Raw genomic sequence first — 25,774 nt, 5'->3', positions numbered from 1 at the left:
GAACAGATTGATTTCATAAAATATGACTAAATTCTGATTAGTTATTTGATATATCCTGTATTATTACAGAATGCCATCCAGAGGCATACGTCTCATATCCATGAGATAACCCATGGCAGACTAGTTGTTCTTCTCCCCTTTGGGATATTTTTACGAATCCCTGTTTTTTAGCGAATAAATCATTCATTTTAGGAATGCTAAATTTATCAAGGATTCTATTTTGGGTATCTGCAAGAATTGTACCATTTTCATCAACTATACAAACACGGGTTTTTTCCTTTTCATCTTGGTTAATTGGAGTTCCATTTACTACTTGCTGGGCCAAACCATCCCAGTTGAATACGGCGGCCAACACACCTATTGCTGGCCTGTTTGGATCACCATTTTCATGTACCTTGCAGGAAAATGTCATGGTGTGGGATCCACTAGTTGATGATCTATGAACAGATTGGAATCCGTATTCACTACCATTTGAAGTCTTTAATGCAGTTTGAAACCATTGTTTTGAGGCAAAGTTTTGGTTTGAGATATCAAATTTGTCGGCTTGGGCATTTGTAATAACATTTCCTTCAAGATCAACTAGAACAAGATCATAGTATACAGTATAGGATTTTAGAATTGTACCCAGTCTATGTTGCGCTTCTTGAATGGATTCTTTGGTTTTACTCAGCAATGCAATTCCAAAGATGTTATCTGTAGCCCACCACCTAACATCGGCTGTTCTTTCATAGAGATTTCTATCAATTAAATCAATGTTTGTTAATGCAAGATCTGCTAATCTATTTCCTGTAATGTTTACTGATTGCTCTTCAATAATTTTTCCAAGCTCACTCATCTTTGAGATTGTCTCTTTTCGCATCTTTTCTACTGCCTCTTTTGTTTTTGTAGCTAAAACATCAATTGATTCAGCAACGACTTGAAATCCTTTTCCAGCATCACCTGTTCTGCTTGCTTCAATTAATGCATTAATTGCTAAAAATTCTGTTTTTTTGTTTATGGTGTTTATTGTGTCAAGTGCCTTTTCAGTATCATGACTCATCAGCTTTGTAATCTCAATAACTCTATCAAGTGATGTATTCTTTGTCTCAGAATTTGGACTCTCATCAATATTCTCATCCAGTGAGTCTATAGTGATTTTTTCTTCAGTGGTAGTTTTCTGTATAGAATCCACGTTTTTTATACAAAGAAATTACTATTCGTACATGTGGGTGTTCATATCATACGATCATATTATGAATTCTCTTACGGGACAGTCTCATCCACAAAGTCAAGAATGTGGGTCTCAAGAAAGTCAGCCAGCATAAAGTTCATCACAAATGATACTATGGCACCAAGTACTGCAAGTATTGCAATGTTGTAAAATACTGTCTTGTACAATCCTCCTTGTGCAACTTTGATTGCTACTGCGCTTAGAACTGATGTCATGATAATCATTACAGGCATCATTGCTGCCATAAATTCTGGATCAATTGGGGTTAATTGGAATGTGCTGTTTGATACATCAACTGTGTTGATTAGCTCAAAGAATATCTCAGTTAATTTGTTCATGAGTCCAAATACTGCAAGTGTCAAGATATGAAGTACCACTACAACTGTCTCAAATGTTTTAGCAGTCTGAGATCTCTTTGCACGAAGCTCATTCATCTTTAGTGTGATATCTGCAACAACGTTTCCTGTCTCATTCATGTCACCACCCTTATCCATTGCAGTGGATATCACTTGGTTTCCATTGGCAATGATTTCGCTTCCCGCATCTCTGGACAATAACTCAAAGCCTAACTTTTGATCAATTCTGTTTTTGATTCTGTTCTTAAATCCGATTACATGTTTTTGTAGTGGTCCAAAGTCACTTCGTAGTACAGCATCAAGTGCCTGACCCATTGAACCTACTGTAGCATAAATTTCTCCAAAGTGTCTTATAAATTCCGGATAGGCTTGGTTTAGCTCCTTTATCTGAGACTCCATCTTCTTTGCCTTTAATCCCGGAATGATTAGTGGTGCAACTGCAGCACCTACCGCCAGAGTATTAGGAAAATCAGGAATCATGAATAAGACAATCCCAATTCCTGCACCGACTCCTGCCATCATGTATACACGTAGTCTAAACTTTAGATCATCATCTGCTGTTGCATATGCAAGCTTGTCTCTAGGGAACATCATGTACATCAAAAATACAAAGACAGTCATGCTGATAGATACTCCAATTAATGACGATAACAGAATGTCTTCGGCATCATTTGAGCCCATCAACATTGTCATGATAGAGTTTGCAGATACCATAAAGGCTGCAGTAGACATTAAGGTATAGAACATCTCCAAGAAGAGTTTCTGAGTCTCTAGCTTTCGTTCATAAATTATTTCAAAGTTCATAATGGCTGACTTTACTTCAGCATGAAAGAATGTCTTTAGATCATCACCTAGCCTTACTACCTGTGCAAGTTTGACTAGGATTTGCTTTAATTGAATCTCATTATTTTGTGCAACCTTGTTTGCAATCATCTCAAGGGATTTTGATAAGCCGTATGACCACCCCACACCAAGACGAAACGTGTCCATGAATGCTTGAGAGAACTTTCCGTATCCACTCTTTGATGCAGTCTTTATCATATCTACAGATTCTACCTCACCAGTTGAGATGGAGTAGAGAAACGCCATAAAGTAGACAAACTTTTCATCAATTGCTTCTGCGCCACCACCTGTTGCAAGTTTGTTAATCAGGGGAAATTTTGCTAGCTCCATTATAGAGTGTCAAGCTCCTTGTAGAATGCTTCAAGTCCGATTTCTCTACAGTGTGAAATAGAATCAAAGACGTCATAATAGTTGAAGATCTTCTTTTCCATCATTCGCTCCAAAATTTTTGCTCGAAGTTCTAGCTCATCGTAAAGTTTTCCCTCATCTTTTCTTGACATTCCTCGTTTGTGCAAAACATGAGATATGAATAGTGCACTGCTTCCTTTTCCCTTGAATTTTACCTCGTCTGTTCCAGGATCCCATGAGAATGAAGGAATGAACATGATGTTTCCACCATCGGGATTATACCCAAGGATCTCATTAATTGATAGAACACGTCTTACTCTTTTGCCACCTGGTCCCTGCACTGCACCTTGGAACAGTGCAATGTTTAGGTTCTCCATGTGAGTCTTTGGAATGTTGATTGGATCATTTGAAAGTCTTTGAATCAGTGCAACCATGTTTGCTGCGTGGAATGTACTGATTACAGGGTGACCTGTCTGCATGGCTTGAAACGCAATGTTGCCTTCTGCGCCTCTAATTTCTCCGACCAGGATATAGTTAGGCCTCTGTCTCAAGGCAGCCTTTAACAAGTCAAACATTGTCACACTGGATGAAGGACTACCAGTGTCACGGGTAGCTTCTGTAATCCAGTTAGAATGTGGCAGTGTAAGTTCTGGTGTATCTTCAATTGTTACTACTTTCCAGTTTGATGGGATAAATGCAGTAAGTGCCATCAGAGTCGTAGTTTTACCTGATGCAGTTTCTCCGTTGATAAAGACACTCATTCCTTCACTGAGCATCATCCACATGTATGCTGCCTCTCTAAAGTCAAGTGCCTTTGATGTAAGTACTTGAATAATGGATAGTGGCGTACTTGCAAACTTTCTGATTGTGGCATTTGTTCCCTTTCTGCTGATGTCTTTTCCAAACACAATGTTAATTCTGGAGCCATCAGGCAACACAGAGTCTACAACAGGTTTTGCATGGGACACGGTCTTTCCAAATTGCTCTGACATGCTGATGATAAGCTCATCAATTTCTTCAACACCTAAGAATAATGGAGACTTTAGTGCTCCAAAGGACTTGTGAATGACGTAAACGTTTCCTGCACCAATAATTGAGATATCTTCAAGGTTTGGATCAGAGAGAAACGGATCTAATAGACCAGTTCCCGCACGTTTTTGTAAAAAGTGATACTTTAGAGAATTCCACTTGCTCTTTTCAACTGGTAGTGTCTTTAGCTTGTAAACATCACCGACTTTTTCATAATCTACTGGACCATCTTGGACAGATACTGCCTTGTCAAGGTAATTTTCAACCATGTTGAATCGCTCTGTAATCTCAACTGGGGGATCCAAGGAACCGGATTGGACTGCAAACAGCTTGTCTGCCATCTCCATTAGTTTTCTTTCTGGTGGCGGAGGCTCTATTATGACATACTCGAGGTATCCATCATCTGAAGTAGTATGTGGATTAATGTGAATAAATGCCTGCTCTGATATTGGATACATCAGGTTTGGCTCTTTCAGTTTTTTGTGTTCAGGCTTTAGTGTATCTGTAAAGAGTGGTAGTGGGTTTCCCCTAGCAGAGTAGCTGTCGATGTAATCCAAAAGATGTGGCGTCTTTTTTAGAACTTCAGAGAAATTTTTGTCCTTAACTTGAGAGAAATCAAATGCCATCTCTTACTCCTCCATAATTTTGCAAGCACACCTCAAGCGTTTGCCATTGAGATTGGTACGATCTTTATTCCAAATGTCATATCAACCTCAAAGGCAAAGCCGGATTCTGATGCGTCTTTTGAACCTATTAGCTTGATAACTTTTAGAGTCTTGACGTCCTTTCCTGCAACGTTTGTTGAGCCTAGCTGCAAGTAACAGTCGACACTTCCCTTGACCCTTTGTGCAATATCAGCTGGAATATCATCGGGATGAGTTGTGATAATAACGGACATTCCATTTGCAACGAGATACTTGCATTGTGTGAAAAAGTCTAGGATCTGGCTGGCATCTGCAAAGACAGTAAGTAAAGTTAGTGAATCAATTACAACACAGTTTGTTTCCTTAAAGCTGTTTCCAATGTATTTTCCTATAACTGGTAAAAGAAATGCGGATTGCTCCTTTGTCCATTTTACACCATACATGTGAAGAGGAAGAATGGTTAGTCTGTTTTGTAAAAATGCATTAGAGAAATTAAATGTAATAGACTTCATGTTCTCGATGTATTCTTTGACAGTGTTTTCTGTGATACACAAAACATTTTTTTTGGCATCTAAAATTCCTTTCATGAATTGTGCAGTCATTGCACTCTTTCCTGTTCCATGTCCACCCTCAAGAATCATCAAACAAGGAAATGGCACTCCACCGCCTATGGCCCTATCTACTTCTTCGTTTCCACATGGAATAATCTGCGTCATGTATCGTCACATCCATTCTTTAAATTACAAATTATACAATCTAGATCCATTACTATCACAACAGGATTGAGTGGGAAAATCGATATAAGATACTGTTTGGCTTTTTTGAACGAATCTTTAGGGTTGTGTCATTCTAAGCTTGTACGAATCGGACAGGCGATGTGATTTGATTTGTTAATTCAAGGTATAATGATATCAAATGGGTTTAGGAATTGCCATAGCTGGTAGCATATCTGTTACCGTTGCTTTTTTTGCAATTATAGTAATAGTTGGTAATGGTGAAGAAATAATCGAAATTAGTGATGCAAAAACTGACATCAATAAAGCTCAAAACATTTTTGGAAAGACTCTTCTGCAGATTTCTAGTCTTACAGCAGAGGCAGGGAATGATCTGTTCACATTTTATCTTACAAATGGGGGTTCAGAGAGGATCTGGAATTATGAAGATTTTAGTTTTATAATTACGTATGATGCTGACGTTGGTGGCACTACAACAAGATTAAGTGAGGTCTTTACATTTTCAGAACCAGATTCCTTTTATGGGGATTCAGATCCGGATGTCGCAAGACCAATAGCAGATAACAGAACTGGAGGTTGGACTGCAACACCCCTGTATCAAAAGATAGATGAATCCACGAGAAGTGATGCAGATTATATCTCATCACCTGGTTCGACAGGAACACCTACCAACGACGTTGAAGTTGAGCTAAGCGGTATAACAGACCCCGAATCTGGTTATGGGCACCTTCTTCGTTATACGTACCAAGCCCCTCCACTTGACGATAACAAAGGGATTTTGGGGTATGGGGAGCTGGCAGCCTTATTCCCAAAGTATCGTGAATATGATGGTAGTAGTTTTGGTTCTGAGGCAGATTCGAGTGCGCCAATAATCAATAACATTCAGTGGGCAGTTGTAAAGGCATCTCCAGCAACTACTGAGAAAGTAATGGCAACAATTTCTGTTACAACAAATTTGCTAACCGTACAGACATGGAATGGTGCAGTTTGGACTACAAATTGGACTACAAACCTAGCAGCTAGTGACACCAGGGTATTTGATATTGCTTACGAGGATCAATCAAATGATGTCATAGTAGTGTTTGGTGACGGCTCAAACCAGTTAAAGTTTAGGAAGAGAGTCAGTGGAATCTGGGATGCTTCAAACGGAAATGCAGGTACTGTTTTTGCTGTTGGTGAATTACCCAAGTGGGTTGTTGCTAAAAGCAAACCAGATTCTAATGAGATTTTTGTTGGGATACTAACAGATGATACACTACTTCATGCAATGCGATGGAATTCTTCAAATGCTTGGGACAATCAAACTACTACTGCAACGGCACCTCATGATAGAGATTATCAATGTTTTGACATTGCATTTGAGAGGGCATCAGGTGATGCATTTTTGATATGGGGAGATAATAATAAACAACTCTACTATCAGGAATTTACCACGAGCTGGAACACAGAAGCTATAGCGTATACATTACTAAATGATGATGTAAGATGGGTTTCAGCAGGATACAATCCGGAATCTGACTCATCAGAGATTGCAGTAGGAATGCTTCAGCGTGATAATGAGTTGGAATTTGGTGCTTGGGATGGAAGCGTATGGGAAACTCGCCCTGCAAGTATAGCAGGGGTTAGTGACAATAGGGGAATTAGCGTGGATTTTGAGAAAAGTACTGGGGATGCATTGTTTTCATTTGCAACGGATGCAAACAAGCAGCAATTATCGTGGAGAACTTGGTCTGATGCCAGCGGTTTTAGCTCGGTAACAACTGAGACTGGAAGTACTAACGATATTAGATTTCTCCAGTTGAGGGCAGATCCATTATCTAATAGGATGATGGCGCTATATTCAGACTCCAACAGTGATCTGTTTCACAGGGTTTGGAATGGTTCGAGTTGGTCAGCCCTAGGCACCGCATTAGAGAATTCCCTATCATCATCTAATGATAGAGAACCATTCATGTTTGCTTGGCATGAGGTTCCCATTACAACGCTAACGGTGCAGCTAAGACAAGGGGAGACCGTTATAGCCTCATGGAACGAAGAAAACGTCATTGGAACAGAACCCTTTGTTCAAAAGACAAGAACTCTTTCTACAACCCAGGCGGACTCTATTACAAACTATACAGATTTGAGAGTCAGGTATGTGGTTACCGGAAACCAAATAGATTGGTCATGGGCAGAATTTGTAATTACATTATTCACTGGTGATGCAAACGAATGGGGAATCAGGGGCATTGGAGATGACGGTTTGGATCCAAGAATACTAAACCCTGGAGAATCTGCTGAAGTGATTGGTAGACTCCCATACCCACCAGTTACAGGTGGATTTTTCCAAGCTACAGTGATAAGTGATAGTGGAAAAGTTACAAGTGATTCAATCACGGTCTAAAACATTTTAAAAATTAAACAAATTTAGTTTGTTGTGGACTTTGATGTTGATACACCGTTATTTGTAGAGATAATTACAGCAACCAAACCAGTATCGGTATTCTCAGATAAAGTACTACGCAAATTCATAGCCTCACCCTGATTCAGTATGCTTGGATCAAGCAGATCATTTGTAAACGAATTGATACACCAGTTTCCAGCAGATGGATCACCTGAACACGTTCCAGAGTATGTTAGCTGTTCGGTTCGTAAACCTGATGATGTACCATTGTACGTAATGAATAGATCAAAATTTGCAAAATCCCATAGTTTCTCACTGCCAGGGTTGCTTACAGTGAAAGTGACAAGTGCAGAATCGGCTGAGCTAGAAAGTGAGGATACAGCTATTCCAGTATTGTAAATTTTTGTTTCAATCTCAGAAATATCTGTAGATGCATCCTGTACTACTGAAGTAGTACCCACTATCCCTGGTACGGTCAATAAGACTGCGATTAGTGCAACCATGATAATTCCACCTGATATTGCATTACTTAGTCCCAATTGATTATCACCAATCCATTAAGGAATTGAAAAAATATACTCATCAGAAACGCCCTGTGGAGTAATCACTCGTACCTCATATGTTGTGGATTTTGCCAAGCTGTCCTCATCTAGTTGTAGCTCCAAGGTATCCATCTGTTGCCATACTGCAGGACTTGGAATTCCACCGTTGATCTCCCAAGTTTCATCAACATCACCAACGGTGTATGCAAATCTTTGTACTGCATTCACTGGACCAAAGTATACATCAATTTTATCAAGACTAGTGATAGGGTTTTTACCAATGTTTTTCACCCAGACTTCAGCATCATTATCTGTAGAGTTTGCAACATAGATAATCTTGATTTTTGTTAATAACTTATCCTTTTGAGCTTCTGATGTTTGTGTGATGGAAGACTCAAAGACACCAATCTGGGACAGTACCACCCCTGCAACAGAGCCTGCAACAATAACTGATGCGATAATTAGAATTGCCTCACCAATTAGTCCTGATGCCATTTAATCATCCTCCTCGTCTCTTGATTCTAGTAATTTTTTGTAATGAGCATCTGCCTGTTTGTCATTGATTCCAACTATTTTTGCAAACTTGTATAGCTGAATTAGGGTATCCTCTACATTCATGCCAGATTTTTTGAGCATGTCGATTATATTATAAATTGTATTTTCGTCTTCGTCTTTTAGTCCCATGAGCTTGCACTGCTCAATTAATAGATCAATACAGTCATCACCGTTTTCTTTTAGCATCTCACCAGCTAGCTCCACTATTGACATTAGATTGCTAACGCTAAGTGTACCAGAAAATAGTGGCTTCATGACAGAGTCCATAGGGTTATCAAGGTCTGTTCCTTTTTCGATACTCTCCATCTCAGTTGTCTTTGGTTTTACCTGTGGGGAAATCTGTGATGCTTGTTCTGTAACTGGTGCAGGAACAGGTGCAGGTTGGGGTACAGATACTGGTGCCTGAGATGCAGGTTGTGGTATAGGGGCTTGTGATACTGTTTGTTCTGGCGCTCGGTTTTGTTGTCGTAACGGCAAGGATGGGTCTGATAGATTCTTGAGATCGATTGATTCAAAGTATTTTCTCATAAAGTTTAGAGGATTTGCAATTTCGGCCTGAAATGCCTTCATGTCAGTTAGTGTTCCCTCAAAGGATTCAGTCAAGCTATCAACGTTTTCTTTAGTAATCTTCATGTCTTCTTTGATCTTGTTTAGGTCTTTTTTGAAGGAAGAGAGATCCTTTTCGACTGGCTCGAATTTTTGGTCAATCATGTCTCGTATGGTATCCTCGTTTAATCCAGAGATGGAGCCACCTGAGGTGACTATATCTGCAGATACAGTACTTGAATTTGATTCTCCGCCTCCTAGCAAGGCATCAAGTTCAGCATTTGGTCCGCCGACTGATGCAGGCTCTAGTGTTACGCCTTCAGAGTTTCCAGCCATCACGCCTGTAGAATCCTGCTGCACTCCTTGTTGGGTTGATTCACCGGAATCGTCTCCGCCAATAATTTCATTAAGCAAGTCCTCACCTGACTTGTTCTCAGTCTTTTTTGCCTTTGGTTTAGCTGTTTTCATTCCACGATTCATGAACTTTGGTAATCCAATCAGTACACCAGCTATTGCTGCAACAGGTGCAACAAAGTATGTCAGGGAATAATTTGGGTTAAACAAAAATTCTGGAAATAGCTCATAGAGAACTAGAGTATAAGTTCCGGCTATACTTGTTACAAGAAAAATTCTAAAACTTTGCGTTAGGTTGTTTAGAAAAGAAAAAGAAAAAGAAATGCTTGGAGTGTGCATTTTATCACTCCTTATTTCTATCCGAGATCCACCACTGAAGTTGTAATTGATGGTACTTGTCGTTCTATGGTCAATGATGCACCAGTTGGCAAGATGATTTCTGCTCTGATAGTATCTAATGCAGATGGTCTATCATTCTTTGCATATACGATTGCCAATACTGCATGTTCACCTTGATCTAAGATGTCGTTATTGTTACTGTTTACAGTCCAATAGATGAATGCACATGTCTCATTTGGATTATCACCAGCAGTGTCATATGGATCATTTGTACAATATCCTGCGGTTGCAGCATCATCAACTGCTTCACGTAATTGATACCATTCACCATTGTCGTTTGGATCGCCATCTCCGTCTGTGTTGACAGTTAATGTATCTTGGTAGATATCATCATATGTGATAGAGTTACTAAGATACTTTACTGATGCAGTTCCTGGTGCCAGATTAACTGATTCACCACCACTAGCTATTTTTAGAGGTACAGCAGTGACGTTTAGTTTTGCATCAGTTATATGTCCTGATCCAATTACTTTACCTGCAACTTCTAAGCTGCTAGATGCTTCACCAAGACTTGATATGATTGTGGTTTTGGCTTTTTGTGTTGTGGAGAAACCCATGTTGAGAACTACAAAGGCCAAAGCTGCTGCGACAATTACAAATGCAATCATAACTATTGCAGACTCTACACCAATGACTCCTCTGTGGGTATGTCCGTGTCCTTTTCTAATAAGGTTCATTGAAATGTATTGATGGTATCAGGGTATATCCTAGAGTGTGTTCGAGATGATCGGACATGAAAAATTTGAACCTATAGTTCTTTAATTCTTTTTAAAATTTCAATTCCATTATTTTGCAGAATTTTTTCTGGATAGCAATTCAACATGTATCCATTATCAATTTTGTAAAACTCATAACCATTACAGTCCCAATCACTCATGAATTGAGAGTTATCAAACTCCCAATCAAATCCATTTTTTATGTTACTATCAGGGAAACCAGGTCCTTGTTGAAGAGTCATGACATTAGATTCATAATCAACTGATATTCGAGAACTTAGTGAATTTGGATAGAGATAGATAACATTTGGATGAGTAGTAATTGCATTAAACTCATTTTCAGTGACGTACTCATTATGGAGTAAGATAACCTTCTCAAATTGGCTTAGAATATCAGGATTTTTATCAAGATCAATGTCATTTATTATGTTATATCCCAGAAATTCCAAGACTGAAAATGCAGTACCGCTTGATGCATAACGCTTCTCAAAGAATGGCTGAATTTCTGTACTAGTACATTCGGCACATCTGTTTTGGTAAAAATCATGAATTCCTCCCCATTCATAGGCACTTTGGGTGAAAATTGGGTAGATAACGACAGTATTTTCACTGGCCTTTAATTCCTCATAATTTTTATGATATTTAGTCTCAAACATTACATCTTTTTTTGAATTCTCAGAGTACGATACCACTTTATTTTCAGAGTTTATGCTAATGAAAATAATTCCAATAAACATGGTAATAGTAATACTAAGAATTATGGCATTTAGGTGTGAATTCATAATTAGCTTTGGTATTTCATAATAAAAACAAAGTTATGTTCAGTTTGAAATTTTGAAAAAGCAAGAAAAAGGAGTGTTGCTCCTATCCTAGGTCTACAACATCATGTGTTACATTTGGAACTAATCTCTCAATTGTCAATGGAGCACCTGTTGGGACAATAATCTCTGCTCTTATGGTATCAAGAGGTCCTGGTCTTTCGTCAGCACCATGGACTATAGCCATTATAGCATGTTCACCTTGATCAATGATGAAATTATTATTTCTGTTGACAGCCCAGTATAAGATTGAAGTTGTTTGTCCTGGATTAGCAGTATCATTGACAGGATTGCTTCGTAGTAAACTTTGGCTTACAGCAACTTGCATAGCTTGTGTTAGGTTAACGTAGTTACCTGTTTGTAATGTTCCATTGTATATATTATCATATTCAATGGAATTACTTAGATACTTTACAGCTGTTAATTGTAGATTCATATTTACAGAATCACCACCTGAAGCAATTTTTAGAGGTACTGCAGTAACATTCATCAATGAAGCAGTAACGTCTCCAGAACCAGTAACTTTACCTGCAATTTCTAAGCTGCTGGATGCCTCTTCAAGACTTGCAATGATTGCAGTCTTTGCTCGTTGAGTAGTTGAGAAACCCATGTTGAGAACTACAAAGGCCAAAGCTGCTGCTACAATTACAAATGCAATCATAACTATTGCAGACTCTACACCAATGACTCCTCTGTGGGTATGTCCGTGTCCTTTTCTAACAAGTTTCATTGAAATATAATTATCAAGTATGAGTATATCCTGTTGTATGTACTACTTGAACAGACATTTTTGAAAAAATCGAGAGTGTAAAATAAATCAAAATAATATAGAATGCGTATAAGAAAAATAAAAAAAGGTAATTGAATTACCTAACCAAGATCGGTTACTAGGTGTGTCAGTGTTGGAATATCTCTTTCAACAGTTAGAGATGCACCAGTTGCAAGAATAACTTCTACTCTCATTTTATCAAGAGAGGTTGGTCGTTCTTCAGTTGATTCATCACTGTCCCATCCAATTGCCAAAACTGCATGTTCACCCTCATCTAGGATTGCATTTTGAGTTCCTCTAGAAACACTCCAGTATGTGAAAGCGTATGTTCCAGTGGTTAATCCACCATCAACTGGATTTTGTCCTGCAACCAATTCTGATAATGCTGTAATACCAGCATCAAAACCACCTTCTAAACTTGAGGCAGTAGCAGTTGTTATTGCTCCAATATAGATATCATCATACTCAATAGAGTTACTGAGATATTTTACCTGAGTGTAAGATTCCTCAAGATTTACTGCATCACCACCGGAAGCAATTCTAAGGGGAATTCCTGTTGCATTAAGATAGGGAGTTGAGCAACCTTGTGCTGTTTCTGTACAAGCTATTCCCATTACTTTACCTGCAACTTCTAAGCTGCTAGATGCTTCACTTAAACCAGATATGATTGTGGTTTTGGCTTTTTGTGTTGTGGAGAAACCCATGTTGAGAACTACAAAGGCCAAAGCTGCTGCTACAATTACAAATGCAATCATAACTATTGCAGACTCTACACCAATGACTCCTCTGTGGGTATGTCCGTGTCCTTTTCTAATAAGGTTCATTGAAATGTATTGATGGTATCAGGGTATATCCTAGAGTGTGTTCGAGATGATCGGACATTTGTGTTTTCTATTGTTACAATAGTTGTGAAAAGAATTTTTTAGAATTTAGAATAAATAAAAAAGATAGTATTTAGTGATTATTTACATAATCACGGTTTTCTATCCTAGATCTACAACAGTGTTGGTAATGCTTGGAACATCTCTTTCAATTGTGAGAGGTGCTCCTGTTGGTAGGAGAATTTCTGCTCTTATTCGATCTAATGCAGATGGTCTGTCATCTGGACCAGCCTGATCAAATGCAATCGATAAAACTGCATGTTCACCTTCATCTAAGATTTGATTACCTGCACCGACAGTCCAGTAGAATATTGCTTTTGTAGCACCTGACCAAGTGCCGTTGACTGGATTATCTGGTACAACTGTTCCGAAATGTCTCAAAGCTAATTCCCATCCTTCGGTGACATTTGCAGCGTTTGTAGATGTGCTTGCAGTACCTACTAATATGTTATCATATTCTACAGTATTACTTAGATACTTTACACTGGCAGTTGTATTTTGCAAGTTAACTGAATCACCACCAGAAGCGATTTTTAATGGTACAGAAATTACTTCCAGTTGTCCTGTTACAACGTTACCTATACCAGTAACTTTACCAGCAATTTCCAAGCTGCTAGATGCTTCATTTAGTCCTGAAATGATGGATGTTTTTGCTTTTTGTGTTGTAGCGAAACCCATGTTGAGAACTACAAAGGCCAAAGCTGCTGCTACAATCACAAATGCAATCATAACTATTGCAGACTCTACACCAATGACTCCTCTGTGGGTATGTCCGTGTCCTTTTCTAATAAGGTTCATTGAAATGTATTAATGGTGTCAGGGTATATCCTAGAGTGTGTTCGAGATGATCGGACATTGACATGATTTTTCTAATAATAAAAATACAAATTAATTAAAAATCAAAAAATCACATAGTCAGATGTTCGTTTAGTCCATACAGACAAGAGCTCAAATTATTTTACACAATGGAATCTATATGGAAATTTTACGATTAAACAAAATGATCCTACATAAATACATCAAAGTTGTCTTAGGTGAATACACACAATGAATGTTAATGAAGAATTAGTAAATTCATTATCAAATTTTGGGCTAGAAGAACCAGATGCAGTGATGTATCTAGGACTACTTCAAATGGGTTCAGTTACAGTAGGAAGTATGTCATCAAAATTAGAAATTGATAGAGGTAAGGCTTATCGTGCTCTTAATAGACTCCGTAACTTAGGATTAGTATCTACTACATTTTCTAATCCTACAATATGTCAGGCAGTAAATCCAGAAGACGCACTAAGTATCATGATCCAAAAAAGAGAAGATGAGATCACAACGATGCAAAAACTGGCAAAAAAAATTGCAAACGATTTGAAACATGTATCAAAGGAAAATTCAACTAATGAGGTATCATCATTTTCAATCATACAAGGCAGATCAAATATCTATGCAAGGATTGGAAAATTAATTCAGGTTTCTACTAATTCATTGTTTATCGTAACAACTGTGGAAGATGTTTTACGAATGTATCATACATCAATTCCTGAAAAAATTGCCTTGTGTAAAAACAAAGGAATCGAGGTGAAACTGCTAACAGATACTAAAAGTGATAATTTACTACCTTTAATTGCCAGATTGAATGCTACTGAGACAAGAGTTGGTAAACTTCCATCAAAGAGTAGAATAATTGTTGAAAAAGACACTCAACTAATCATGTCAGGCTCAATTAAAGAATCAATGGATTTGAATGATGAAAGTGATTCCATACTGTATACAAATTCATCAGAGATGGTAAGTAACATGCATAGTTTGTGCAATCATCTCTGGAAGAAATCAAAGCCTTTAGAAGTATTAATGAAGAAATAAAAATTAAATTTTTAGTATATTTTTGAATTGATAATTACTTTGTAATTCTGCAAAGTCTGATTCTTTCATAATAATTTCTTTGTAGATGGGATCTATGGTGATGATCTTTTTGAGTAGAGTTATAGAGTCTACAATATTTCCAAGTTTTACCAATAGTTTAGATTTTTCATACATTGCAGGAATGTTTGTTGGTTCTACATTTAGAATTTTATCAAAGCACTCTATAGATTTTTCATACTTGCATAATGAAGATAATGCTCTAGCTTTTGATGATAAAATTTCAATACTTTTTGGATTGGTTAGTAACGCCTTATCATAGAAAGTTATAGATTCTAATGTCTTTCCAGTTCTTATGCAAATTTGTCCCTTGGTAAATAATGCCTTTGAATGATTAGGATTTGAAATTAGTATTTTTTCTAAGAATGCATTTGCAGAGTCATATTTCCCTAGTATCGATAGCGTCTTTCCCATGAAAAGCAACGCCTCTTGATTAAATGGTTCAATTTTGAGCACGTTTTGGAATATTTCTATAGATTCTTCATACTGACCAGTCTCTAAAATTGTAATGCCTTTTTGAAGAAGTGCAGGTGTATATGATGGATTTTGTTTTAAAATTTGTTCATAACAGAATAGCCCTTCATGATACTTTTCTAATTTTGTAAGGCATATTCCCTTTTGAAGTAGGGATTTTTCATCCTGGGGTATTTTATCAAGAATTTTATCAAAGCAGGAAAGTGCTTCTATATTTTTTCCAAGATTCTTTAATGAACATCCTTTGTGAAATAATGCATCATAATGATTTGGAATTATTTCTAATACTTTATCAAATAGGGATACTGCTTGAAATAGTTTTGATATTTGTTCTAGGCATAATCCTTTTTGGTATAATGCATTGATATTTTGAGGCTTTGTAGATAGTACTTTGTCTGCATATGAAATAGATTCTGAGATAAGACCAAGATTCATCAAGGCAAGTGATTTTTTGCATAAAGTTTCAATGTCATTTGGTTTAATCTCTAATATTTTATCAAAACAGGATATTGAATCTTCAAACTTTTTTTGCTTTAGTAAGATTACTCCTTTATGGAATAATGCAGGTGTATATTTTTTATCAAGAAATAGAACTTTATCAAAATAAATTAACGCACTATTATGATTAGCCAATTTTTCAAAAATTAGACCCTTATGATATAATGCACCTACATTGTCAGAATTTATTAAAATAATTCTATCAAAAGTGCTTAATGCATTTTGGTAATCTGAAAGTAAGTAGTATGAATTTCCTTTTTGGTATAGAGCTTCAATATGATTTGGTTTAATTTTGAGTGCCTTATCAAATATTGATATAGCATCTGCATGAGTACCAAGCTTTGATAGCAATTTTCCTTTTTGAAGTAGTGCGTCAAAGTAATTTGGATTAATTTCTAATACTGAATTATAACATTGAAGTGCATCCTTATACCTTTCAGTGAGTAACATGATTTTTCCTTTTTGAAGTAATGCATCAAAGTAATTTGGATTAATTTCTAATACATTCTCATAAAATACAAGTGCCTCATTAAATTTCCCCAAAGATGATAATGAATTTCCTTTTTGGTATAAGGCTTCGATATGATTTGGTTTAATTTTTAGTGCCTTATCAAATATTGATAGAGCATCTGCATGAGTACCAAGCTTTGATAGCAATTTTCCTTTTTGAAGTAGTGCGTCAAAGTAATTTGGATTAATTTCCAGTGCTTTGTTTAAGGAAGATATTGCATCAGAATTCTGATTTAACCCAGAATAACATAATCCAACATTATACAATAAGAGAGAATTATCAGGCATAATTTCCAAGGCACGCATAAATGAAGAATATGCCTGCTGGAAATTCTCCATTGATAACAGAAGCATTCCCTTTTGAAGTAGTGCGTCAAAGTAATTTGGATTAATTTCCAGTGCTTTGTTTAAGGAAGATATTGCATCAGAATGATTATTTGAGAATGCAAAAGATAATCCTCTTTTATAGAAAACCTCGGCACTTTTGCAGTTATTGAGAATTGCCTTATCAAAGTATTCTATGGCTTCTTTGTGTTTTTCAAGTGATGCAAGGACAATTCCTTTGTATAGCAAAGAATCAAAATTTGTTGGGTTAATTGCTAGTGACTTGTCGATATAGAATAATGATTTTTCTAAATCTTGTATATGCAAAAAGATTTTTGCAGTATCAAGAATTATTTTGAACTTCTTCGGATTCTGTGCTAATGCCTTTTCAAAGGATTCAAGGGCTTGAGAATAATTATGAAGGTTACTTAGTGATTGGGCTTTTATCACAAGGCTCTCATAATGATTTGATTTAATCTTGAGTGCCTTATCGGCAAAATTTACAGAATCTTGGTATTTTCCTAATTTTTGTAGTGATTTGGCTTTACACCACAAAGTATCAAAATGATTTGGTATTTGCTCCAGAATTTGATCATAGTTCACAATTGATTCTTCATACCTTTCAAGAAATGAGAGTGTTCTACCCTTTCCAAATAAGGCTTCTATGTGAATTGGATTTTGTTGTAAGACATGATCGTATGCTTTCAATGAACTCTCATAGTCACCTAAGTTGAAGCATAAGTCGCCTTTTGCAAGATATGCATCAGTTAGGGTAAATTCAAGATCTATTGCAGTGTTGAATTGAGTCAGGGCTTCTGAAAAGTTGCCTATCTTTGATAGACATTTTCCTTTATAGTAATAAGACAATGCATATTCTGGATTAAATTTTAATGATTTTTCCATGAAAGATAAAGCAAGTTGAGTTTTTCCAAGATTATACAAACACAGTCCTTTGTTGAATAAAGATCCAAAATGGTTAGAATCTATAGCAAGTGTTTTGTCAAATTGAGTTATTGAATCGTTAAATTTCTCTAGCTTTCTAAGTACAATGCCTTTGTTAAAAATTGCATCAAAATAATTTGGTTCAATTTCTAGTACTTTTTCAAAGCAGACAAGTGCGTTTTGGTTTTTATCCAATTCCAATAAACATAAGCCTTTTTGGAATATTGTTTGAAAGTTGGATGGTTGAAGGCTTAGGCCTTGATCAAAAAATGAGAGAGCCTCGGTGAATTTTCCAAGCTCTTTGAGTGCCATACCCTTGTTAAATAGTAAATCAAAATTGTTAGGATCAATTTTGAGTGTTTGATCATAACAAGAGATAGCTTCTTCGTGTTTTGAAACTGTGGTAAGCGAATTACCTTTACAATAAATTGCCTCAAAGTATTTTGGATTAATAGCTAATACCTTATCATAACAAGAGATAGCTTTATCATGTTTTCCTAATTTAGCAAGAGTAAGACCTTCATTGAATAGTGGTTCTAAGAATTTTGAATCAAATTTTTGTGCAGACTGATAAAATGAAAGTGCTTTATCATGGGAACCTGAATAATAATGATAATTTCCAAGTAAAGTTTCTAGTTTTTTATTTGAAACTGTTTTATTTCTTAATTTTGGGTTTTTGCCAAGTAAGTTTTCTCGGATTTTTATCATGCTATCAATTTTTATTTTTTTGTCTGTTGCTAATGTAAAAGAATCATCTGGAATTAATTCTAGAGAAATTTCCTGTTCTTCTAACAATCGTTCAAGAACTCCATTCATTAATTGAAGCTGATTTTCAATTACCCCTGTGTCTGAAACCATTACATCCAGTTTAATTCATAAGAAAATTTCTAATATCGTAGTATCTGTTCAGAAAATCCAAACACTGTGTTATATGAGTAATTTATCCCTAAAATATGTTTGAAGGCAGGATTAGTACTAGTATTTGCTATTGTAATTAGTATAATTTCTACACTGGAGTATGCTTTAGCTGCAGAAATGGAATTTGATACAAGATTTATTCCACCTAAAATTGTTGAAGGTTCAGAAGCAAAGATTCTAGTTTATACAACACAGGATGGTAGTGTATTTCCAAAAAAAATAGAAAATTTGCGAGCGGTGAGTCTTGATGCATCCATAGTAAAAGTGACTGATGTAAATTCAGATACTGGAAGTTTTGTTTCAGAGATCACTGTTAAAGCATACAAGGCTGGAAAAACAACCATCACACTTGTTGCGCCAGGTTTTTCTCCCATTGAAGTCCCAATAGAAATTTTTGGAAATAAATTTAGTCAAACGCAGCTTTTGATTAAAACAACTCCAGAAGAATATTCATTAGATGGACTAACCAAAGGATACGTTTCAGTACAACTTGCAGATGAGGATGGATTTCCTGTGCTAGCAAAACAAGATACGATAGTATCACTTAGCTCATCGGATAACAACATAATTTCGATTTTACAACCCGAAGTAATAATTAAAGAAGGGCAGAATCATGTGATTACACAGTTTGAGATTATTGGTTCTGGAGATGCAGACATTTATGCTTCATCTCTTGGAATGAAACCAAAAAGTATTGAAATTAACATTGATGATGAAGAGGATTTAGATATTGCTCTGCATGTATTTCCTAAAACAATCAACACCCATACAGCATCAAAGGGACACATTATTGCGCAATTAGAGAGAGGAGGCCAACCAGTTATTGCTAAAGAGAATATCAGGGTGGATTTACGAATTACAAATGATGATTACACCACAAAGACAAACCTAAGTGATGATCTTTACAATTCGATTAAGACAGTCGGATATTTTGAGATAAAAAAGGGAATGTATTGGGGATATACTACATTTACAACTCTTAGTGGAATTGAAGATACATACGATATTTCAATCTCTGCAAAAAAGCCACTAGTAGTCAAGACAGAGACATTTGATACAAAAAATCTTGAATTGTTTGATGAAAAAATAGTAAAAATTGAAACATTACCAATTTTGGCTACTGGAGAAAGAGAATTAATTGGAATTATGTATCTAGAGGATGAAGGCGGAAATCCTATCAAAGCAAGTAAGGATATTCATGTTTTGATTGATTCAGCTGATGAGACTTTTCTTCAAGTTGAAAGCGTAGTATTACGTAAAGGAGATGGATCAGTTCCAATTTATGCAAAGGTAGGAACAAGCGTTCCAGAAAAAATTGAAATTTTCCCTAGAATTGAAGAAGCAGATATCATTTCTCCAACAGTTTTTGGCCCAAATAAGAAATCGCTAGATTTGAAAGTAGAGCCACTGGTTGATAAAATAATTTCCGGTAGTAAATTCCCTATCGCATTGTACTTAGTAGATGGTGATGATGTTCCAGGATTCCCAGAAAACTCAGAATTGTTTGTTTCACCAAGTGAATATGTATCAGTGGAAAAAAGAACAATTAACAAAGGAGAAAAAATTGCAATCATTAATGGAGAATCTTTGAAAGAAGGAGATGACGATATACAATTTAAGATTAAAAATTATGCAGAAACAATTAACATCGATAGTGTTTCAAGTAGTATATCAGAAGTAGAGCTTGTACATTCTGATGTAATATTTTCTGGTACAAATGATGTGTTTTCAGTCCAGATTCTAAATGATGCTGGCTCTCCAGTATTTGCAAGCAAGGATGTAGAGATTCAATTTGTATTGAAAGATGAATCATTACTAGAGATTCCAGACTCTGTTACTATCAAGAAAGGAGAATATTATAGCCTATTTGATGTTGCAGCAAAAGCTAGTGGAGAAACCGAATTATCAGTTCTTACAGACGGATTACCAATTGAAACATATGATATTGAGATTACATCACTAGAACCAACATTAGAATTAGCAGTACCTGGTATTATTGAAGGCGAAGAATCATTTTCTGCAACATTGAAAGTGACTCATGATGATAATCCATTATCAGATATGAGTGTAAAATGGAATGTAGAGGGGGGTTTAGTTACAAATGCTTCCCCTACAACAGGTTCTACAGGTGAGGCGTTGTTATTTGTTTTAGGGCAATCAAAGACAAACATCAAGATTTCAGCTGATGTATCTGGTTCATGGTACTCTCCAGTAAGTATTACAAAAACCGTCAAAGTGAATTCAACTAATGATTCAGAGTTTATGGCCTTTGGTGAAGAATCAGAATCATCAGAATATACTCAATTTGAAGTATTTGGTTTTGATCCAGTATTAATTTTAGTTCCAGCTGCAATCGGAATTGGTGGATTTATGCTAAAAAAGAAAGGCATGTTACAGATTAGACAATAGTTAAAACAAAAAAATTGATCGTTTGTTTTAAACAAAGAAAATAAAAAAATCATTTGAAAGATTAATTTATCAAAATGAAAAAATCGTGTGTCCACACTGAACACCAAATTGGATATCAACAATATTTCAACAGTAAATTTGGGTTAAAGAGCTGTGAAGGAAAAAAGGATTTGGAAATCAAACTTTGGAAGTATTCTATCAAAACAAGATACTAGCTCTCTCTTAGCATTTAATTCATCATACACTGGCAAACCAATTGAATTCAATGATTGTTTGTATAATGATCTGCTTCCATATGAGCTAAATTCATCTCCAGTATCCATCTTAATGGGAGATGACAATTTGTGGATAGCAGCATCAATGCTATCGAGAATATCAGATACTGCAAATAATATCGTAGTCATGGAAAAAGAATTTCCTGTTGGTATAATCGGATACAAAGAGATCATCAGATCAATTTTGAAGAATCCTACAAATGATGTATTCAATCATACAACTGCTAAAAAAATTATGAATCGAGAATTTTATTTGGATAATAGGAAAGTAAAATTAAAAACAATTTTACATCAGATGAATAAGACAACAAAAACTTTTTCGATCATTCAAAATTCACAATATGACTTCTCTGCAGTATCCATTCGAGAAATTCTTGAAATTGGTTCAATGTGTAATTCTGAAATCATAGCATCAGAGGAACCATCTAGAAGATTAGTAAAAATATCTAGAGATAATTCTGTAAAAGAAGTTTTAGATTTACTCTCAAAAAACGAAGTAGAATTTGTAATATTAGATAATGATTCGTTAATTCTTGATGCAAGAACCATCCTAGAAAAGATTACAACGGATCTAAACTTCCTTGAGGATGAAGATAACTTTCTAAATTTGAATGCGAGTATTTTTCAATTCCACACTCCAAAATTAATTCCCGAAAAATTATCATTTGCTGAACTTTGTAAAGTAATGCTTGATATGCGGTACCCATATCTTGCTACAAAAAATCGAATTTGGACTCCTGCTGACGTTCTAGATGTTTTAACAAAAGGAATCGAAAAATAATGTCAACAAAAATTTTCCAAAACAAAAAATCAGATTCAATTGGTAAACTAAAAAATCATCTAGAATTAATGAAAAAAGAGCTTGATGATACACACAAACAAATTTCTACTCTGAAAAAATCAAATGAAATTTCTGACTGGGAAAAAATTGATCATGTCAATGGTAAATCAATTAGTGACTTAAAGCAATACGAAGAAAAGCTCACAAAAGAAATTAATGCAACAAAAAAAGAAATAAAATCTCGTTCTAAGGTTCTCTTACTAACCGAAGTATCGATTCTTCCTGTTGTGTTTTTGCTATTGATAATTTCTGGAGTTGGTCCTGATTTAGTAAACAATACACTACAAGAAAGTAATTCATTCAAATCAAGATACTTCGTGGAAAATTTACGAGGAGACACCCTGGATACATGGAAGTCATGGAGGTTAATTGGCACTACTATGAATGTCAACATAATAGCTCCTAGTAATATTCCCCAAGAAAAAGTAGAGATTGTAAAGAATGCAATTAATTCCATGGAAGCAATAGAGATTGATGATTCCTTGACGCATAAAGGACCAAAAGGTAGCTATTCCAAGTATTATGTTGGTTGGAAAGGCGCATTAAATGACATTCAAAATCAAATAGTATCTACAGAGTATCAAATTCCTCTTGACTTTAACGTAATGGGGTCAAATGGTGGAGAGGGTGACATTGTGATTACATTGTCAAGTTTACGAGATGTCGACGGATACTCTGGATACACTAAATCAATTGTAGAGGGAAATGAAATTCTAAAATCTTTCATAACAATTTATGATACTGGTAATCTCGACGAAGAGGAATTATCCACTATTACTAGACATGAATTTGGTCATGCACTTGGATTAGGTCACTCAACAGCACCTGAAGATCTAATGGCGCCAACTATCGATATGACTTATCCATATATCTCTGAATGCAATGCTGCAGCTTTAGTAGAATTGTACAATGGAGGTCAGGATACTCAGGTTGTTTGTGAAAAATAATCTAAAAACCATTTTCATTTAGGATTAGTCCCAGTAATGCAGCTCTGGTGTATTTACCAAATTTGGCCTGCTGGAAATATTTTGCTTGAGGCGTCTTGTCAACCTCAGTAGAGATTTCATCTAATCTTGGTAGAGGATGCATGATTATTGCATCATCCTTCATTTTCTTGAGAAGGTCTAATCCTATTACATAACTTCCCTTGACTTTGATGTATTCTTCTTCATCAGGGAATCGTTCTTTTTGGATTCTAGTAACATATACCACATCAAGTTCATCAATTACATCCTCAAGGTTTGTTGTTTCAGAGAAATCCAATCGTTTCTTTATTTCATATACAGAGTCGGAACGAATTTTGAGCGGTTCTGGTGAGATAAGACTCACGTTTACATCGTAATTTCCTAAACCTTGTAGTAAAGAGTAAACAGTTCTTCCATATTTTAGATCTCCAACTATTCCAATTTTTAGACCATCGATCTTTTTCTTTATGTTTTTTATCGTATACAAATCCTGTATAGCTTGAGTAGGATGCTCTTCTGTTCCACTTCCAGCATTGATTATTGGTTCTGATGAAATTTCAGCTGCAAAACGGCTGGAGCCATCCAAGGAATGTCTCAAGACCAAAACATCGGAATAGATTGACATTATTTTTACCGTATCTGCAAGACTTTCACCTTTTTGTGTAGAAGATGATGTAACATCTGCTATTCCAAGTGATGTCCCGCCTACTGAGGCCATAGCTGCTTCAAAACTCAGTCTAGTTCTAGTACTTGGTTCAAAAAACAAATATCCCAAAGTTTTACCACGGGCGATTTCCCGTCTTTGATTTGGATCTAAATTAATGACTTTATCCGTTGCCTTGAAGATAGTCTCTAATTTTTGTTTATCTAGATCGCGAATTGAAATGATGTCTTTTTGAAAAAAATCATTCATTCTTTCAATCATATATACAGGTGACTATACAAAGTATTCTGATGCAAGAGTCTGAACTGATCGTAAGAAGAATACGTGAAGGTACAGTAATAGATCATATTGACGAAGGTAAAGGCCTTCGTGTTTTAAACGCCCTAGACATAGATGGAAAAGATGGAAGTCTAATTACCATTGCATTAAATGTTCCAAGTGGAAAATTTAAGAAAAAAGACATAATCAAAGTTGAAAACCGATTTCTTCGAGACGATGATACAAACAAGCTAGCTGTTATTGCCCCTAAAGCAACTGTAAACATCATTAAAAATTTCAAGCTGGTTGAAAAACGAAGAGTCTCACTACCAAATGAGATAGGTAGAATTTTCCGATGCTCAAATCCAGATTGCATCACAAACAGTACTGAGCACATAGAATCAGTAATGCAGGTAATTGATAGAGATGGTTTGGTTCTAAAATGCAGATACTGTAGTAGAATTTTAGATGTGAATAAACTAAAATATAATTAATTTTAAAAAATTCTTTTTAGAATGTTTCTGGTCTATTGACCGAGAATAATGAACATCATTACTATACCGTAGATTGCAATGGATTCTACCATACCTACAAAGATGAATACTTTAGATTGTAGAGCTGGATTTTCACTGATTACAGCAAGACCTGCTGCACCTACTTGACCCAAACCAATTCCTGCACCAAATGCTGCAAGACCAAATGCTAGACCTGCACCTAGAATTTTTAATGAGTCAGAACTTCCACTTGCAGTCTCGCCTTCTGCTGCATATGCCAATCCAGTAAAACCTACTGCTGACAATGCAAGAGATGCTATAAGAAGAGTTGCAATTTGTTTCATTTATGACTCTGCTCCAAAATTTCCATATTTAAATCATGATAATGTTTTCTAATCAAACCCGATCTAGTGTCTTTTTTTTGAAAGAGTTTAATTCGCTTTTTACATTCTTTGAATGTTGTTCAAAATCTTGCTCTAGAATTTTTTTAGAATTTTCGACTAGTGATTTAATTTCTTCTTTTGCCATTATTTTCTCTTCTCCATGGCAGCCTTTACTTTTTTTAACTTTGCGAATTCTTCCCTTTCTCTCTCTTCTAATGTTGCCAAAATGAATTTGATTCTTTGGTGATATTGTGGAATAATTACGTTTTCTAAGGCGTTAAGCAGTTTTTGGGTCTTTTCAAGTGCCTTTGCCAAGCTAAAGATAGAGTTCTCATATTCGGCAGCCTTGCAAATCTTAGGGAGCAAAACTTTGATTTGTTTTGATGCTCGATCTATTGAAGAGTTTGTATCGGCAAATCCATAAGGTACTGATTTTGTATCTTTTTCAGTTACAGTGAGAGCAGGAATTTTTACATCTACAACTCGTCTGATATTTACTTCAACTTCCATTACTGCAGGAGTTGATTGTGCAACTGAATCTACAGTGGATGTACCTAGAGAAAGATATGCCTCGTTCACAGATTTGTAAATGTCTTGTAATGGATCCCAAATTCCTCCTCGAGCCTTTGAGGCCTCAACAATCATCTCTTCGATATTTTTTAGCAAAACTTTACGCTTGTCGTCAAGAATTTTCTGCACCATAGTGGCAACTTGGCTTGAGCGTTTGTATTTTAGTAACTCGATTTTTGTTGCAGCTACGTTCTGCCCAAATGACATT

At 35.9% G+C, this 25,774-nt stretch carries 23 protein-coding genes; 6 read left to right on the top strand and 17 right to left on the bottom strand.

What is annotated here, in order from left to right:
* Nucleotides 1-37 precede the first annotated feature (37 nt).
* The 4 genes from C6988_RS05435 to C6988_RS05420 all read right to left on the bottom strand — a co-directional run bounded on the left by C6988_RS05435 (nucleotide 38) and on the right by C6988_RS05420 (nucleotide 5,146).
* Nucleotides 38-1,171 carry a methyl-accepting chemotaxis protein gene (locus C6988_RS05435; RefSeq protein WP_182134043.1) on the bottom strand — a complete coding sequence of 378 codons (1,134 nt, stop codon included), beginning with the start codon at nucleotides 1,169-1,171 and terminating at the stop codon, nucleotides 38-40.
* A 71-nt stretch (nucleotides 1,172-1,242) separates the two neighbouring features.
* On the bottom strand, nucleotides 1,243-2,739 hold the full coding sequence (locus C6988_RS05430) for a flagellar assembly protein FlaJ (RefSeq protein WP_255464270.1): 1,497 nt from the start codon (nucleotides 2,737-2,739) through the stop codon (nucleotides 1,243-1,245).
* Nucleotides 2,739-4,412: a type II/IV secretion system ATPase subunit gene (locus C6988_RS05425; protein WP_182134042.1), complete on the bottom strand. Its 1,674-nt coding sequence runs from the start codon at nucleotides 4,410-4,412 to the stop codon at nucleotides 2,739-2,741. Before C6988_RS05425 ends, C6988_RS05430 begins: the two co-directional genes overlap by 1 nt.
* Before the next feature lie 32 nt (nucleotides 4,413-4,444).
* A complete protein-coding gene (locus C6988_RS05420) occupies nucleotides 4,445-5,146 on the bottom strand; it encodes an ATPase domain-containing protein (RefSeq protein WP_182134041.1) in 702 nt (233 codons plus the stop codon).
* A 199-nt stretch (nucleotides 5,147-5,345) separates the two neighbouring features.
* Here C6988_RS05420 and C6988_RS05415 point away from each other — a divergent pair, with 199 nt between their 5' ends.
* The gene (locus C6988_RS05415; protein ID WP_182134040.1) at nucleotides 5,346-7,547 is read left to right on the top strand and encodes a hypothetical protein; all 2,202 of its coding nucleotides are present in this window, start codon (nucleotides 5,346-5,348) and stop codon (nucleotides 7,545-7,547) included.
* A 23-nt stretch (nucleotides 7,548-7,570) separates the two neighbouring features.
* Here the strand turns inward: C6988_RS05415 and C6988_RS05410 are convergent, their stop codons facing one another.
* The 8 genes from C6988_RS05410 to C6988_RS05375 all read right to left on the bottom strand — a co-directional run bounded on the left by C6988_RS05410 (nucleotide 7,571) and on the right by C6988_RS05375 (nucleotide 13,925).
* Nucleotides 7,571-8,086 (bottom strand): hypothetical protein, encoded by a 516-nt coding sequence (locus C6988_RS05410; RefSeq protein ID WP_182134039.1) that lies wholly within the window; start codon nucleotides 8,084-8,086, stop codon nucleotides 7,571-7,573.
* 18 nt (nucleotides 8,087-8,104) lie between these two features.
* Nucleotides 8,105-8,584: a flagellin gene (locus C6988_RS05405; RefSeq protein ID WP_182134038.1), complete on the bottom strand. Its 480-nt coding sequence runs from the start codon at nucleotides 8,582-8,584 to the stop codon at nucleotides 8,105-8,107.
* Entirely contained in the window at nucleotides 8,585-9,883 is a 1,299-nt protein-coding gene (locus C6988_RS05400) for a hypothetical protein (RefSeq protein WP_182134037.1), read from the bottom strand.
* A 17-nt stretch (nucleotides 9,884-9,900) separates the two neighbouring features.
* A complete protein-coding gene (locus C6988_RS05395) occupies nucleotides 9,901-10,620 on the bottom strand; it encodes an archaellin/type IV pilin N-terminal domain-containing protein (protein ID WP_182134036.1) in 720 nt (239 codons plus the stop codon).
* A gap of 71 nt (nucleotides 10,621-10,691) precedes the next feature.
* Nucleotides 10,692-11,441, bottom strand: coding sequence for a hypothetical protein (locus C6988_RS05390; RefSeq protein ID WP_182134035.1), 750 nt, complete (start codon nucleotides 11,439-11,441; stop codon nucleotides 10,692-10,694).
* An 82-nt stretch (nucleotides 11,442-11,523) separates the two neighbouring features.
* Entirely contained in the window at nucleotides 11,524-12,207 is a 684-nt protein-coding gene (locus C6988_RS05385) for an archaellin/type IV pilin N-terminal domain-containing protein (RefSeq protein WP_182134034.1), read from the bottom strand.
* A gap of 140 nt (nucleotides 12,208-12,347) precedes the next feature.
* Entirely contained in the window at nucleotides 12,348-13,070 is a 723-nt protein-coding gene (locus C6988_RS05380) for an archaellin/type IV pilin N-terminal domain-containing protein (RefSeq protein WP_182134033.1), read from the bottom strand.
* A 159-nt stretch (nucleotides 13,071-13,229) separates the two neighbouring features.
* A complete protein-coding gene (locus C6988_RS05375; protein ID WP_182134032.1) occupies nucleotides 13,230-13,925 on the bottom strand; it encodes an archaellin/type IV pilin N-terminal domain-containing protein in 696 nt (231 codons plus the stop codon).
* A 249-nt stretch (nucleotides 13,926-14,174) separates the two neighbouring features.
* On the opposite strand from C6988_RS05375, the gene C6988_RS05370 reads away from it, so the two are divergent.
* Nucleotides 14,175-14,984, top strand: a complete 810-nt coding sequence (locus tag C6988_RS05370) for a TrmB family transcriptional regulator (RefSeq protein WP_182134031.1) — start codon at nucleotides 14,175-14,177, stop codon at nucleotides 14,982-14,984.
* A gap of 3 nt (nucleotides 14,985-14,987) precedes the next feature.
* Here C6988_RS05370 and C6988_RS05365 read toward each other — a convergent pair whose 3' ends face one another.
* Nucleotides 14,988-18,647 (bottom strand): tetratricopeptide repeat protein, encoded by a 3,660-nt coding sequence (locus C6988_RS05365; RefSeq protein WP_182134030.1) that lies wholly within the window; start codon nucleotides 18,645-18,647, stop codon nucleotides 14,988-14,990.
* 99 nt (nucleotides 18,648-18,746) lie between these two features.
* Between C6988_RS05365 and C6988_RS05360 the strand changes: the two genes are divergently transcribed.
* From C6988_RS05360 to C6988_RS05350, 3 genes are all read left to right on the top strand, one after another.
* Nucleotides 18,747-21,116 carry an Ig-like domain-containing protein gene (locus C6988_RS05360; protein WP_182134029.1) on the top strand — a complete coding sequence of 790 codons (2,370 nt, stop codon included), beginning with the start codon at nucleotides 18,747-18,749 and terminating at the stop codon, nucleotides 21,114-21,116.
* 153 nt (nucleotides 21,117-21,269) lie between these two features.
* A complete protein-coding gene (locus C6988_RS05355; protein WP_182134028.1) occupies nucleotides 21,270-22,172 on the top strand; it encodes a hypothetical protein in 903 nt (300 codons plus the stop codon).
* A complete protein-coding gene (locus C6988_RS05350) occupies nucleotides 22,172-23,179 on the top strand; it encodes a matrixin family metalloprotease (protein WP_255464268.1) in 1,008 nt (335 codons plus the stop codon). The genes C6988_RS05355 and C6988_RS05350 overlap by 1 nt, the downstream gene beginning before the upstream one ends.
* Before the next feature lies 1 nt (nucleotide 23,180).
* On the opposite strand, the gene pyrB is transcribed toward C6988_RS05350, so the two are convergent.
* Nucleotides 23,181-24,110: an aspartate carbamoyltransferase gene (gene pyrB, locus C6988_RS05345; RefSeq protein WP_182134027.1), complete on the bottom strand. Its 930-nt coding sequence runs from the start codon at nucleotides 24,108-24,110 to the stop codon at nucleotides 23,181-23,183.
* A gap of 41 nt (nucleotides 24,111-24,151) precedes the next feature.
* On the opposite strand from pyrB, the gene pyrI reads away from it, so the two are divergent.
* Nucleotides 24,152-24,613 (top strand): aspartate carbamoyltransferase regulatory subunit, encoded by a 462-nt coding sequence (gene pyrI, locus C6988_RS05340; RefSeq protein WP_182134026.1) that lies wholly within the window; start codon nucleotides 24,152-24,154, stop codon nucleotides 24,611-24,613.
* Between the two features lie 32 nt (nucleotides 24,614-24,645).
* Here pyrI and C6988_RS05335 read toward each other — a convergent pair whose 3' ends face one another.
* The 3 genes from C6988_RS05335 to C6988_RS05330 are packed head-to-tail and all read right to left on the bottom strand — an operon-like array spanning nucleotide 24,646 to nucleotide 25,773.
* A complete protein-coding gene (locus C6988_RS05335) occupies nucleotides 24,646-24,957 on the bottom strand; it encodes an ATP synthase subunit C (RefSeq protein WP_182134025.1) in 312 nt (103 codons plus the stop codon).
* A gap of 52 nt (nucleotides 24,958-25,009) precedes the next feature.
* Entirely contained in the window at nucleotides 25,010-25,141 is a 132-nt protein-coding gene (locus C6988_RS11175; protein ID WP_255464267.1) for a hypothetical protein, read from the bottom strand.
* Complete coding sequence (locus C6988_RS05330; protein WP_182134024.1) at nucleotides 25,141-25,773, bottom strand: V-type ATP synthase subunit D; 633 nt, start codon at nucleotides 25,771-25,773, stop codon at nucleotides 25,141-25,143. The genes C6988_RS11175 and C6988_RS05330 overlap by 1 nt, the downstream gene beginning before the upstream one ends.
* Nucleotide 25,774: the final 1 nt, after the last annotated feature.

The organism is Nitrosopumilus sp. b1 (assembly GCF_014078545.1).
Classification (GTDB): Archaea; Thermoproteota; Nitrososphaeria; order Nitrososphaerales; family Nitrosopumilaceae; genus PXYB01.
Note: the sequence above shows the minus strand (reverse complement) of the source record. Positions and strands in the feature narration are given on the sequence as shown.